Here is a 12,597-nt window from a genome sequence, read left to right as displayed (position 1 = left end):
AAGAGGAAAACCGAATGTTTGATTTGACAGGTAAAAATGCGCTGATCACCGGTGCTTCGGGCGGTATCGGAGGCGACATTGCACGTGCGTTGCACGGTGCTGGCGCAGCAGTCGGATTGTCCGGTACACGGGTCGAGCCATTGCAGGCTCTGGCAGATGAACTGGGCGAACGCGCGCATGTGCTGCCTTGCAATCTGAGCGATCCGGAAGCCGTAGAAGCGTTGCCAAAGCAAGCGGTCGAGGCGATGGGATCGGTGGATATCCTGGTGAACAATGCGGGTATCACGCGCGACAACCTGTTCATGCGCATGTCCGACGAGGAATGGCAGAGCGTGATAGACGTGAACATGACCTCGACGATGAAACTATGCAAAGGTGTGATCCGCGGCATGATGAAGTCACGCTGGGGCCGGATCGTGAATGTCTCGTCCGTGGTGGCCGCAATTGGCAACCCGGGGCAGGCCAACTATGCTGCGTCAAAAGCCGGGATAATAGGGTTTTCCAAGGCTTTGGCTCACGAAGTGGCAACGCGCGGAATTACCGTGAACGCCGTGGCGCCGGGTTTCATCACGACTGCAATGACCGAGAAGCTGACCGAGGAACAGAAAAAGGGTCTGTTGTTGAAGGTTCCGGCGGGCCGCATGGGTGATCCCGAAGAAATTGCAGCGGCTGTTCTGTACCTTGCCAGTCCCGAAGCGGGCTATGTTACCGGAAGCACCTTGCATGTGAACGGTGGTATGGCCATGTTGTGATCGCCACAGGGGCAGCGCGAAAGCGTTTGCCTCTTGCGTCGACTATGCTATAGGCGGCGCATCTATGCGGGGCCGGTTGTTCAGGTCGGCCTTCGACTTCCCGGTTCGCCGGGACCCAAACCGCCCGAAACGGGCAAATCAAAGCCAACCCGTGCGGGCAAGGGCAGAATCGGGCAGACCGCCCTGTAAAGGAATGAGGAATAGACATGAGCGACGTCGCAGATCGCGTAAAGAAGATCGTTGTTGAGCACCTGGGTGTTGAAGAAGATAAAGTCGCGGAAAACGCGTCTTTCATCGATGATCTGGGCGCAGACAGCCTGGACACCGTTGAACTGGTTATGGCCTTCGAAGAAGAGTTCGGCATCGAAATCCCCGATGACGCAGCCGAGACCATCCAGACCTTCGGCGACGCGGTCAAATTCATCAGCGAAGCGTCCTAAGCGTTTCCTTCTGATCAAAAGCGGCGCTTCCGGGCAACGGAGGCGCCGTTTTTTTATGCCCGCTCAAAATTCATGCTTGCGCGTGCATTTTCGGATGCGCACTGTTTCCATTGAGGCAAAATTCAAAGTGGACAGGGCATGATAAGATCCACTCCCATGATAAATACCGCGCGTTTGACGCTGTGTGCCATGCGCCCGGAGGACTTTGACCGGTTCGCCGAGATCTGGAGAGATCCGTGCGTCGTTCAGCATATTGGCGGCTCACCCCGATCGCGCGGAGAGGCATGGGATTCCTTTTTGCGCAATGCCGGGCATTGGCACATGGCCGGGTTTGGACAATGGGGTGTGCTGCAACAATCGAATCGAAAGCTGATCGGACAGGCCGGTTTCTTTTACGGAAACCGTCAGATGGGCGATGATTTCGACGGCTTTCCCGAAGCGGGCTGGGTTCTGGCGCCCGAAGCGCAGGGGCAGGGCCTGGGGTATGAGGCGGCCAAGGCAGCGCATGACTGGTTTGACCGGGTGATTCCCGGGCCTTTGGTTGCGATGGTGAATGCGTCCAACGCCTCGTCGCAGAAACTTGCCAAAAAGCTGGGCTATGTATTGATGCGGGAAGGGGTGTATAATGAAACCCCGGTGCATTTGCTTCGGCGCAACGGGCCGCCTGCGCTCGCGTAAATCCGCCACTTCGACACTATGCCGCAAAATGGCCAAACTGTGCCGATCCCGGTGATATTGGGAGCGCGTTCAAGGTGTATGCTTCCGGGGATTTTCAGAGCGATTGAGCGGAGGACCGAGCTCATGAGGATATACCCCACTATGGAATTGCAGAACGGCCGGTGTGTCACGTTGGACAAAGGTCGTTTGGACAACGCTATGATTTGGCATGTAAACCCGGTTGAAACGGCGCGAAGCTGGGCCGAAGCGGGTGCCGAATGGATGCACCTGACTGATTTCGACGCGATCGAAGGCAAGGATACCAACGTCGAATTGATTGAAGAGATTATCCGCGCGGCCGAAATCCCGATTCAGTTGGCAGGGGGTATGCGGACCCGCGAACAGGTCGAACGCTGGATCGACAAGGGCGTCGGTCGCGTCGTGATCGGGACGCTGGCAGCGCGCGAGCCGAAACTGGTCAAGGAATTGGCAACACTCTACCCGGATCAAATCGTGCTGTCGGTCGATGTCTGGCAAGGTTATGTGATGACGGATGGCTGGCGCAGCCAAAGCGTATTCACGCCCGAAGCGTTTATCGATGCATTCGAAGGAGCGCCATTTGCTGCTATCGTGGTGACGGATATCGACAGCGATATGGAGGACGTCGAGGCTCAGCTTGGCCTGATCTCGGGACTTGCCAGCCATTCGCGCACCCCTGTGATAGCAAGCGGGGTTGTACGTACCGCGGATGACATCTCGCGGCTGGCCTATATTCCCAATATCTCGGGTGCAATCGTGGGACGTGCACTGTTTCGAAAGACACTTGACCTGACGGATGCACTGGAAATGGCAAAATCGGCGCATGAGCCGGTGGCACAGTTCCAATAAATACGCTTCGCCCTTTCAACTAGATCCGTGAAAGGGCGGGCACCGATTTCCGTAACCCACAGCGGTACTGCTTCGGTTGCCCGGCGGCGGGAAGCCCGCCTGAAATCGCCGTTGCTCTTGCCCCCGCACCCCGGGCCGGGGTAAGAGCGGTTCTCATAACAGGAAGCAGGCAAGAGGCACTTCATGCGCAGAGTCGTTGTAACCGGTCTTGGATTGGTCACTCCTTTGGCCAGCGGGGTCGAAGAAACCTGGTCGCGGCTGCTGGACGGAGAGTCCGGCGCTGGTCCCATCACGCATTTTGATGCGGAAGGCAGTGGTGTCGCCACGACCTACGCCTGTGAGGTGCCCCGCGGGGATGGAACCAACGGGACCTTCAATCCCGATGACTGGATGCCGCCGAAAGAGCAGCGCAAGATTGAGGACTTTATCCTGTATTCCATCGCAGCCGCAGAAATGGCCTGCAAGGATGCGAACTGGTTGCCGGAAGATGAAGAGGACCGCCTGCGAACAGGTGTTCTGATCGGTTCTGGCATCGGGGGGTTGGGTTCGATCGCGAATACAGCCAATCTGATCCGCGACAAGGGCCCGCGCCGGGTTTCACCGTTCTTTATTCCGGGCGCTCTGATCAACCTGGCATCAGGTCAGGTGTCGATCCGGCATGGCTTCAAGGGGCCGAACCATTCGGTCGTGACGGCGTGTTCCACCGGTGCCCATGCAATCGGTGACGCCAGCCGTATCATTCGCGCAGGGGACGCAGACGTCATGGTTGCAGGCGGCGGCGAAGGCTGCATCTGCGAAATCGGCATCGCCGGGTTCAACGCATGCAAGGCGTTGTCGACCAAATATGCAGACAACCCGAAGGCGGCCAGCCGACCCTATGACGTTGACCGCGACGGATTCGTCATGGGCGAAGGTGCGGGTATCGTTATCCTGGAAGAGTATGAACACGCAAAGGCCCGCGGTGCAAAGATCTACGCCGAGGTGCTGGGCTATGGCATGTCGGGCGACGCATATCACATCACGGCACCGTCCGAGGATGGTGACGGAGCAGAACGCTCGATGAAAGCCGCGTTGCGCAGCGCGGGGCTGGAGCCGAAGGACCTGGATTACATCAACGCCCATGGCACCTCGACCATGGCGGATACGATCGAACTGGGTGCGGTCGAACGTCTGCTGGGGGACCACGCCGCGAACGCCACCATGACGTCGACCAAATCGGCAACCGGGCACCTTTTGGGTGCAGCGGGGGCGATCGAGGCAATCTTCTCGATTCTGGCGATCCGCGATCAGGTCGCACCTCCGACGATCAACCTGGACAACCCCGCGGTGGAGACACCGATTGATCTGGCCCCGAACGCCAAGCGTGAGCGAGAGATCAACGTGGCCCTGTCGAACTCGTTCGGGTTTGGCGGCACCAATGCCAGCGTGATCTTTGGAAAGGCCAACTAAATGTGGCGGGCCATTGCTTCGAACGCGCTGACCATTCTGGTGGTCGGCCTGTTCCTGATGGGTGGACTGATCCTTTGGGGGCAGACCCAGTACAAGGCCGAAGGCCCGCTTGAAACCGCGATCTGCCTTCAGGTCAGAAGCGGATCGAACATGACACGTGTCAGTCAGGAACTGGAAGAGCAGGGCGCCATCCGCAGTGCCACGATCTTTCGGATGGCCGCCGATTACACGGATCGGGCACAGCAGTTGAAAGCCGGCAGCTTCCTGGTGCGGGAAGGCGCGTCGATGGAGCAGATCATCGACGAAATTACCAGCAGCGGTGCCAGCACCTGCGGATCCGAGATTGAGTATCGTATCGGTGTGACGCGTGCTCAGACCCGTGTGCGCGAGTTGAACCCGGCGACCCTGGATTTCGTCGAAATCGCTTCGTTTGATCCCTCGGAAGACGAGGTGCCTGAGGCCTATACCGAGAAACGCAACGAGGCGGACACCCGCTACCGCGTGTCGCTGGCCGAAGGTGCGACCTCGTGGCAGGTGGTCCAGGCGTTGAAGGCGTTCGACGCTTTGACAGGTGAGGTGACCGAGATCCCGGCCGAAGGGATGCTGGCGCCTGACAGTTACGATGTTGTGGCGGGCCAGGACCGTACCGACATTTTGCAGGCGATGCAGGACAAGCAACAATTGCGGATCAATGCCGTTTGGGAGAGCCGTCAGGACGGGTTGCCGCTGCAAAGTCCCGAAGAAATGCTGATCCTTGCGTCGATCATCGAAAAGGAAACCGGAGTTCCGGAAGAGCGCGGGCAAGTGGCCAGTGTTTTTGTGAACCGGCTGAAACAGGGGATGCGGTTGCAGACGGACCCGACCGTCATCTATGGCGTCACCAAAGGGCAAGGCACGTTAGGGCGCGGGCTGCGCCGCAGCGAGCTGAACCGACCAACCCCATGGAACACCTATCAGATAGACGGTTTGCCGCCGACGCCGATTGCCAATCCGGGCTTGGCCAGCCTTGAAGCTGCTGTTGCGCCGGATGACACGGATTTCGTGTTCTTCGTTGCCGATGGCACGGGCGGCCATGCATTTGCCGAAACCTTGCAGGAGCACAATCGCAATGTCGCCAAATGGCGCGAGATTGAGGCAGAGCAGAATTCGGGAAATTGATCTGAACGAAAAATGGTTTCGTTCATCGTGTTGCGCCAACGCCGGTCATTGAACCGGCGTTGGCTTTTTTGTGTTCCGATCTTAGGCCGCCGGACGTCTGCCGCGTGGACGACGCCGTTTGTTTGCTGCGGGTTTTGACCCCGCGTCGGCGGGTTTGGGTTTGAACCCCCGGCGAGGGTTGTTCGGGCGGCGCGCCGGTTTTTCAGGTTGCACAGCTTCGGGCATCGCGCCACTGGCAACTGGAATCTCGATCTTCATTAGCTTTTGAATCTGGCGCAGCAGATCAACTTCTTCCGCGGAACAGAAGGCGATGGCTTCGCCCTCGCGCCCTGCGCGGGCAGTGCGCCCGATACGGTGGACGTAGTTGTCAGGTACCTCGGGCAGGTCGAAGTTGATCACGTAGGCGACGCCCGGGATGTCGATGCCTCGGGCGGCAACGTCGGTGGCCACCAGAATGTTGATGTCACCCGCGCGGAACGCCTTGATCGCGCGATCACGCTGACCCTGGCTTTTGTTGCCGTGGATGGATGCGGCGTTGTAGCCATCGGCCACAAGCCCTTTCATCAGCCGTTCCGCGCCATGTTTGGTGCGGGTAAAGACCAGTGTCAGGGCATCCACGTCCTTCGACAGGATTTCACGCAGCTTAGCTGGTTTCCCGGGTTTGGAGACGAAGTGCAGAGATTGCGTAATCTTGTCTGCGGCTTTGCCCGGAGGCGAGACCTGCACCCGTTGCGGGTTGGTCAGGTAAGCGCGGCTGAGCTCTTCCATCTGCTTCGGCATGGTGGCCGAAAACAACATGGTTTGGCGTGGGGTGCCCAGTGCCGGAGCGATTTTTCGCAGCGCATGGATAAAGCCCAGGTCAAGCATCTGGTCTGCTTCGTCCAGCACCAGATGGCGCACCGCTCCGAGGTTTACCGCGCCCCGCTCCATCAGATCTATCAGGCGGCCCGGTGTGGCGACCAGAATATCGGTGCCACGGGAAAGGAACATTATCTGCTTGTTGATCGATTGGCCACCGACAACGGTGGCCACACGCAGCTTGGTGCCTTTCGTCAAGGTGCGGAGGCTGTCGGCGATTTGATTCACAAGTTCGCGGGTGGGCGCCAGGATCAGTGCTTTGGCGGTTTTCGGGTCGGGCTTGCCGGGTTGGGCCAGAAGGTGATCGATCAGAGGCAGGCCAAAAGCCAAGGTCTTTCCGGTGCCGGTTTGCGCCAGTCCCAGAATGTCGTGACCATTCAGAGCAAGTGGAATCGCCTGGTTCTGGATTGGGGTGGGTTGAGTGAAATTGGCGCGTTTGAGTGCCTCGTTCAGTGCCGGGGCAAGGCCCAGCATATCAAAGTCGAACAAATAACTATCCTTTGCAGCCCGGAGCGTTGGCCCAGGGACAGGTCATGAAGGGTCGCGCGTTGGCGACCGACAGGGGTTGTGCGAGACCTCGGGACGAGCAGGCGTATCCTGCGCCATCCGGCCGCCGCGTCAAGAACCCTGCGTGATGGGGAACTGGAATGATGAGTTGGCGCTGTGGGGCGGACGAGGTCCGCTTGAACTCACGCATCAGCGCTGTGATGTGGGGCACATGAGGGTTCCGCCATGAAATGTCAAGCGCTGGCAAGCCTTCTGGTGGTCTACTGAGTCGAATAAGGCACTGTTCGCGGCACCAGACTGCCATTGAATTACAGCGTAAAACCAACGGCCCTGTTGATCGCCATTCCAGTATTCACGGCCTGATAGGTTGGAAATGGCATCCTCTCGGCAGTGTGAATGTCGCGTCGGATCCAGTTTTGTGCTTCCAATTGGTGAAGGGATGAGGACAGCGCCCGATCTGTAATGACCGTAAGACCTGATTTGATGGCCGAGAAACGATGAGGGGTGCCTGTCAACGCCAGAACTGGCACAGTCCAGGATTTTCTTAGCAGTCTGATTTCATCCTCAGAGCGGGCGGTAGTAATTATCTTGCTGGCGATCGTGGCAGCCTCGGTTCCGAATGGCGTAAGTCGAAATTCTGGACGCAGAGGGTGCCCATGTCCGGGGTTTCTTTCGATCATTCCAAGTTCAATAAGATGAGAAAGGCTGGCTGCAAAGGCCGTTCGGCTTGCGTCGGTCGCTGCCAAAAGCGGGGCTTGCCGGCCCGGAACTTTGGCGTGCAGCAGGGCAAGAATTTTCAGGGACCAAGCCCGCGATGTCAGCTTGACAAGTGTATTTATGTCCATAAAGTATAGTAAATATATTTTTCAAAAAAGGAAAAGCCTTATGTCGCTCGTTTCATTGAAAAACACCATCACACTTGCGATGTCCGTTCGGGATCGACATGCCAGTGCGGAATGGTACGCCGCCAAGCTGGGATTTGAGCTTATCCACCACATTGATGAAGCGGGATGGAGCGAATTGCGAACCAATGTCGACCGTGTCACTTTGGGACTGGGCGAACAGGCCGAAGCCTCTCCGGGGAATTGCGTGCCTGTTTTCGAAGTCGCGGATATCGCGGAGGCGCGCGGAAAGTTGGAACTTGCAGGAGTGGAATTTGACGGTGAAACGGACACGATTGAGGGGATGGTCAGCACAGCAACGTTTTATGATCCGGATAGGAATGCGCTGATGCTGGCGCAGGATTTGACAGGCCAGAGCTGAGAGTAAGAGGTAAAGGAAAACTCAACACAGCGACCGCTGCGTGTTGCGTCGACGTTGCGCAACTCATTGACTTTGCGCACTTAATACCGTATAGCTTGTGACATGCTAGAGGAAGTGGGCAACGGCCCCGGGGAGACCCGGTGGCCGTTTTTTGCTTCTCTCGTGCGGAGAAAACTCACGCATGAGGTCACAGGCAAACATGACTTTGATTACCCCGGAAGAGCGGATTTCCCAGACGGCTGAATTGTTGCAGTCGCTTGAGAGGTCCATTCGCGATCTGCGGCAAGCGGCGGAAGACCTGCGCAAACAGATCGGAGCCGGGGAGGATGTAGATCTTGCTGGTTCAGCCAAGCAACTCGGGCAGTTAGAGGGGCTGATCCGAAGTTGTCAGAAAGTGGAGACAAGCTTTGTCGAACAACATCACAGACAAGCCGGAATTGCCCAAGGAGGGTACGCGCTCGATCTTGACCGAGCTCGGTTTGAAGTCGGGTGCAGGCTGGCTCGCCTCCGCGCCTGTTGCGGTGCAGAACAGATTTCTGAGTGAGATCGGGGAGGGAGGGCTGTGTGCCCTCCCTTTCCTGTTCGAATTCTGGGCGCTGCCGCATCAGCTGCCACCCGAGGGCGACTGGCGGTCCTGGGTGATCATGGGCGGACGCGGTGCGGGCAAGACACGCGCCGGGGCCGAGTGGGTGCGGTCGATGGTCGAGGGGTCATTGCCATTGGATAAGGGCCAGGCCTGTCGGGTGGCTTTGGTTGGTGAGACCTTCGATCAGGTACGCGATGTGATGATTTTTGGCGATAGCGGGATTTTGCAATGCTCACCGCCGGATCGTCGGCCGGTGTGGAAGGCATCCGAGCGCAAACTGATCTGGCCCAACGGGGCCGAGGCGCAGGCGTTTTCGGCGCATGATCCCGAGGGGCTGCGCGGCCCGCAATTCGATGCGGCATGGGTGGATGAGTTGGCCAAGTGGAAGAAGGCCGGCGAGACCTGGGACATGCTTCAATTTGCGCTGCGGTTGGGGGATCAGCCTCGGGTCTGCGTGACCACGACGCCGCGCAACGTGAAAGTGCTGAAGGATCTGCTGGCCTCGCCGTCCACGGTTCAGACCCATGCTCCGACCGAGGCGAACCGGGCCAACCTGGCGGCTTTATTTCTGGACGAGGTGCGCGCGCGTTATGCGGGCACGCGGCTGGGGCGGCAGGAGCTGGACGGGGTGCTGCTGGCCGATGCCGAAGGGGCGTTGTGGACAGGCTCGATGCTGGATGCGGCGCGGGTCGAGGCAGTGCCCGAGCTGGATCGCATCGTCGTTGCGCTGGACCCGGCGGTGACGGCGGGATCAAGCGCCGATGCCTGCGGGATCGTGGTGGTGGGCGCGCAATTGCAAGGCCCGCCCGAGGACTGGCGCGCCTATGTGCTGGCTGATCGGACGGTGCAGTGCGTTGGCCCGGCGGGCTGGGCGCAGGCGGCAATTGACGCGATGGACGAGTTTGGCGCAGAACGGCTGGTGGCCGAGGTCAATCAGGGCGGGCAGCTGGTGGAAGAGGTGGTGCGGCAGGTGGACCCTCTGGTCCCGTTCCGGGCGGTGCGGGCCTCACGTGGCAAGGTCGCACGGGCCGAGCCGGTGGCGGCGCTGTACGAACAGGGGCGGGTGCTCCATGTGGCCGGGCTGGACGCGCTGGAGGAACAGATGTGCCAGATGACCGCGCGCGGGTTCGAGGGGCAGGGCTCGCCCGACCGCGTCGACGCTCTGGTCTGGGCGCTGCATGAGTTGGTTGTAGGGCCCGCGGGGGCGTATCGGCGGCCGAGGGTGCGGAGGTTGTGAAGTTCATTCACTAACTTCTCAGCGCGCCGTACCAATGAAGCGAAGTCAACAGTTATGATCGTTCTATCCCGATAAGGCGCAATACTGGGCTTGATATTGGTGAAGCAGACTTAACAGCCGATGAGGCTGTTCAGCGTCTTGCAATTCGTTCATCCCGAACCAGTAAGATTTTTCGGGAGAAAACTCCATGGAACCGTAAAGGTCGCCTGTTCCATACGGAGTAGGACTATACGGTTCGATAAATCTAAACGCTATCTCCCCGAACTGAATATGCTCCGCCAGGCTGACAACACCCCAATCCGAGCTGTTGGGATCATTGGGGTCGGGTAGGTCAGTTCTCGCGAGATCAAAAGTGATGCCGAGAGTTCGTATGCCTTGAGCTGTCGTTTCTTCAGCCACGGCAGTCAGATTGCAGCCGCGCACATCAATATAGTTTCGAAAACGTATTTCAGGGAAGTATTCACGACTGCCAATCTTGTTTCCTCCCTCGATCCGTCGGGTCTCGGAAGATTTCTCTATTTCTTGAGCAAGCGATGATTGGGCGTCTTGCGCTAGTGAAATTTCAAGGGGAGTGAATACCAATAGGCTTGAAAATACTATGTTTCTCATAGGTTTCCCGACTTTATGTTTCTTCTTCTATAAAGGAGCGCGAAGCGAGATAGAATGATCACAACCGAAATTTTAGAACCAGTCGTTAAGTTTTGATTGGGCTACGCGTTACCAAGTGTGGATTTAGCTGTTTCCAACCGTTGCCCACCCCCCGTACGCTCCATTCCCGAGGCTTAAACGTCTTTCCCTCATAACTCCTTTCAACAAGCCGGGCAGAGCGGCGGCAGAAAGGAGCACAGATGGTATTCGATTTCTTGCGTCGTGGATCGGCTGAAGCGGCGCCCGAGGCAAAAGCAAGCGCGGCTGGGCCGGTGGTGGCGTGGCAGACGGGCGGGCGCGTAGCGTGGAGCCCCAGGGACGCGGTGTCGCTGACACGCACGGGGTTTTCGGGGAACCCGGTGGGGTTTCGCTCGGTCAAGCTGATTGCCGAGGCGGCGGCGGCTTTGCCGTTGGTGTTGCAGGATCAGGCGCAGCGGTTTGATACCCATCCGATCTTGTCCCTAATGCGTCGTCCGAATGCGGCGCAGGGGCAAGCGGAGTTGATGGAGGTTCTGTTCGGGCAGTTGCTGCTGTCGGGCAATGCCTATGTCGAGGCGGTTCAAGCCGAGGAAGGCCTGCCGGTCGAGCTGCATGTGTTGCGTTCAGACCGGATGAGCGTCGTGCCGGGGGCGGATGGATGGCCCAAGGCGTATGACTATGCGGTTGGCGGCAAGAAGCATCGGTTTGTGGCGGAAGCCATCTGCCATATCAAATCGTTCCACCCTCAGGATGACCACTATGGGTTCTCGCCGATGCAGGCGGCGGCGATGGCGATTGATGTACATAACAGTGCGTCGCGGTGGTCGAAGTCGCTGTTGGATAATGCGGCGCGGCCTTCGGGGGCTTTGGTCTGGAAAGGCGATGGCCACGGGGTGATGGCCGAAGATCAGTTCCGGCGTCTGTCAGACGAGATTGAGGCGAACTATCGCGGGGCGCGCAATGCAGGCCGTCCGATGGTTCTGGAAGGGGGGCTGGATTGGAAGCCGATGGGGTTCTCTCCGTCCGATATGGAGTTTCAAAAGACCAAGGAAGCCGCCGCCCGTGAGATCGCGCTGGCCTTCGGTGTCCCGCCGATGCTGCTGGGGATTCAGGGTGACGCGACCTATTCGAACTATCAGGAGGCCAACCGGGCGTTCTATCGCCTGACCGTTCTGCCCCTGGTGACGCGGGTGGCGGCGGCGTTGGCGGACTGGCTGGCGGGATTTACCGGCGAGGAGCTGGTTTTGAAGCCTGACCTGGATCAGGTGCCTGCGCTGTCCGCAGAACGGGATGCGCAATGGGCGCGGGTCAATGGGGCCGACTTCCTGACCAACGCCGAGAAGCGTGCCTTGCTGGGCCTGCCGGAGCGCGCGGATGGGTGAGGGGTATCCCTCGTTCGAGTGCGCGCCAGGTCTGCGTCTGGCCGCGCATGAGCGGGTGGCCGAGATCCAGCATGCACATCTGTGTCGGCGCCTGGATCAGATCGAAGAGATGATGGAGCGGTTGGAGCGCCGGCTGTGGCTGACGGTCTATGGTGTGGCGGCGGTGATTCTGGCACAGGCGTTTCAATCTCTCTTGGTGGTAGCGCCATGAATTCAATGGGTTACGTGGAGAAGTTCATGGATTTGGAACATAAGTTCGCGCGGTTCGGCGACGGTTTGTCGGTTACGGATGATGCGGTAATCGAGGGCTATGCCAGCCTGTTTGGGCAGGTCGATCAGGGCAGTGACGTGGTGCAGCGTGGCGCCTATCGCGGTTCGCTTGACAGGTTGGCCAGGGCGGGGCAGCGCGTCAAGATGCTGTGGCAGCATGATCCGGCGCAGCCCATCGGCGTGTGGGACGAAGTACGCGAGGACGACAAGGGCCTGTGGGTCAAGGGGCGTCTGCTGGAGAGCACGCAGAAGGGCCGCGAGGCGGCAGAATTGATCCGGGCAGGTGCGATGGATGGTCTGTCGATCGGCTACCGCACCAAACGGGCCGTGAAGAATGACAAGGGCCAGCGGGTCCTGACCGAACTGGAGCTGTGGGAGGTGTCATTGGTGACCTTCCCGATGCTGCTCAGTGCGCGGGTGGCGGCGAAGGGAAGGACACCTGACGCCGAGGAAGCCCTGCGCTGTATTGCCGACGTATTCAACGATGCCCGGCAGGAGCTGGCGCGTAACTAGCGCGCCTCAA

The 12,597-nt window shown here is 59.0% G+C and carries 14 protein-coding genes; 11 read left to right on the top strand and 3 right to left on the bottom strand.

The window, feature by feature from the left end:
* The first annotated feature begins 14 nt into the window (after positions 1-14).
* The 6 genes from fabG to mltG all read left to right on the top strand — a co-directional run bounded on the left by fabG (position 15) and on the right by mltG (position 5,344).
* Positions 15-752, top strand: a complete 738-nt coding sequence (fabG, locus tag GOW56_RS03695; protein WP_171204963.1) for a 3-oxoacyl-[acyl-carrier-protein] reductase — start codon at positions 15-17, stop codon at positions 750-752.
* Positions 753-958: 206 nt separating this feature from the next.
* A complete protein-coding gene (locus GOW56_RS03690; RefSeq protein WP_008756330.1) occupies positions 959-1,192 on the top strand; it encodes an acyl carrier protein in 234 nt (77 codons plus the stop codon).
* Between the two features lie 138 nt (positions 1,193-1,330).
* Positions 1,331-1,870 (top strand): GNAT family N-acetyltransferase, encoded by a 540-nt coding sequence (locus GOW56_RS03685; protein ID WP_171204962.1) that lies wholly within the window; start codon positions 1,331-1,333, stop codon positions 1,868-1,870.
* 123 nt (positions 1,871-1,993) lie between these two features.
* Positions 1,994-2,737, top strand: coding sequence for a HisA/HisF-related TIM barrel protein (locus GOW56_RS03680; protein ID WP_171167624.1), 744 nt, complete (start codon positions 1,994-1,996; stop codon positions 2,735-2,737).
* A 183-nt stretch (positions 2,738-2,920) separates the two neighbouring features.
* The gene (gene fabF, locus GOW56_RS03675; protein ID WP_152458327.1) at positions 2,921-4,186 is read left to right on the top strand and encodes a beta-ketoacyl-ACP synthase II; all 1,266 of its coding nucleotides are present in this window, start codon (positions 2,921-2,923) and stop codon (positions 4,184-4,186) included.
* Positions 4,187-5,344 (top strand): endolytic transglycosylase MltG, encoded by a 1,158-nt coding sequence (gene mltG, locus GOW56_RS03670; protein WP_171115379.1) that lies wholly within the window; start codon positions 4,187-4,189, stop codon positions 5,342-5,344.
* A gap of 81 nt (positions 5,345-5,425) precedes the next feature.
* On the opposite strand, the gene GOW56_RS03665 is transcribed toward mltG, so the two are convergent.
* Positions 5,426-6,691, bottom strand: a complete 1,266-nt coding sequence (locus GOW56_RS03665; protein WP_171204961.1) for a DEAD/DEAH box helicase — start codon at positions 6,689-6,691, stop codon at positions 5,426-5,428.
* Positions 6,692-7,017: 326 nt separating this feature from the next.
* A complete protein-coding gene (locus GOW56_RS03660; protein WP_371807872.1) occupies positions 7,018-7,389 on the bottom strand; it encodes a winged helix-turn-helix transcriptional regulator in 372 nt (123 codons plus the stop codon).
* Between the two features lie 205 nt (positions 7,390-7,594).
* On the opposite strand from GOW56_RS03660, the gene GOW56_RS03655 reads away from it, so the two are divergent.
* Both GOW56_RS03655 and GOW56_RS03650 read left to right on the top strand, forming a co-directional pair.
* Complete coding sequence (locus tag GOW56_RS03655) at positions 7,595-7,972, top strand: VOC family protein (protein WP_171204959.1); 378 nt, start codon at positions 7,595-7,597, stop codon at positions 7,970-7,972.
* 596 nt (positions 7,973-8,568) lie between these two features.
* Complete coding sequence (locus GOW56_RS03650) at positions 8,569-9,795, top strand: DNA-packaging protein (RefSeq protein ID WP_171116502.1); 1,227 nt, start codon at positions 8,569-8,571, stop codon at positions 9,793-9,795.
* 63 nt (positions 9,796-9,858) lie between these two features.
* On the opposite strand, the gene GOW56_RS03645 is transcribed toward GOW56_RS03650, so the two are convergent.
* A complete protein-coding gene (locus GOW56_RS03645) occupies positions 9,859-10,404 on the bottom strand; it encodes a hypothetical protein (RefSeq protein WP_171115387.1) in 546 nt (181 codons plus the stop codon).
* A gap of 239 nt (positions 10,405-10,643) precedes the next feature.
* Between GOW56_RS03645 and GOW56_RS03640 the strand changes: the two genes are divergently transcribed.
* From GOW56_RS03640 to GOW56_RS03630, 3 genes are read left to right on the top strand one after another with little or no spacing between them, the layout of a single operon-like run.
* Entirely contained in the window at positions 10,644-11,804 is a 1,161-nt protein-coding gene (locus tag GOW56_RS03640) for a phage portal protein (protein ID WP_171204958.1), read from the top strand.
* A complete protein-coding gene (locus GOW56_RS03635) occupies positions 11,797-12,015 on the top strand; it encodes a hypothetical protein (RefSeq protein WP_152458319.1) in 219 nt (72 codons plus the stop codon). Before GOW56_RS03640 ends, GOW56_RS03635 begins: the two co-directional genes overlap by 8 nt.
* Before the next feature lie 26 nt (positions 12,016-12,041).
* Complete coding sequence (locus GOW56_RS03630) at positions 12,042-12,587, top strand: HK97 family phage prohead protease (protein WP_171204957.1); 546 nt, start codon at positions 12,042-12,044, stop codon at positions 12,585-12,587.
* Positions 12,588-12,597: the final 10 nt, after the last annotated feature.

Origin of the sequence: Ruegeria sp. HKCCA0235A (assembly GCF_013033235.1) — a bacterium.
Lineage (GTDB): Bacteria > Pseudomonadota > Alphaproteobacteria > Rhodobacterales > Rhodobacteraceae > Ruegeria.
Note: the sequence above shows the minus strand (reverse complement) of the source record. Positions and strands in the feature narration are given on the sequence as shown.

Coding starts and splice junctions, on each gene's coding strand:
- fabG (WP_171204963.1), top strand. CDS start 15: ATGTTTGATTTGACAGGTAAAAATGCGCTGATCACCGGTGCTTCGGGC.
- GOW56_RS03690 (WP_008756330.1), top strand. CDS start 959: ATGAGCGACGTCGCAGATCGCGTAAAGAAGATCGTTGTTGAGCACCTG.
- GOW56_RS03685 (WP_171204962.1), top strand. CDS start 1,331: ATGATAAGATCCACTCCCATGATAAATACCGCGCGTTTGACGCTGTGT.
- GOW56_RS03680 (WP_171167624.1), top strand. CDS start 1,994: ATGAGGATATACCCCACTATGGAATTGCAGAACGGCCGGTGTGTCACG.
- fabF (WP_152458327.1), top strand. CDS start 2,921: ATGCGCAGAGTCGTTGTAACCGGTCTTGGATTGGTCACTCCTTTGGCC.
- mltG (WP_171115379.1), top strand. CDS start 4,187: ATGTGGCGGGCCATTGCTTCGAACGCGCTGACCATTCTGGTGGTCGGC.
- GOW56_RS03660 (WP_371807872.1), bottom strand. CDS start 7,389: ATGATCGAAAGAAACCCCGGACATGGGCACCCTCTGCGTCCAGAATTT.
- GOW56_RS03655 (WP_171204959.1), top strand. CDS start 7,595: ATGTCGCTCGTTTCATTGAAAAACACCATCACACTTGCGATGTCCGTT.
- GOW56_RS03645 (WP_171115387.1), bottom strand. CDS start 10,404: ATGAGAAACATAGTATTTTCAAGCCTATTGGTATTCACTCCCCTTGAA.
- GOW56_RS03640 (WP_171204958.1), top strand. CDS start 10,644: ATGGTATTCGATTTCTTGCGTCGTGGATCGGCTGAAGCGGCGCCCGAG.
- GOW56_RS03635 (WP_152458319.1), top strand. CDS start 11,797: ATGGGTGAGGGGTATCCCTCGTTCGAGTGCGCGCCAGGTCTGCGTCTG.
- GOW56_RS03630 (WP_171204957.1), top strand. CDS start 12,042: ATGGATTTGGAACATAAGTTCGCGCGGTTCGGCGACGGTTTGTCGGTT.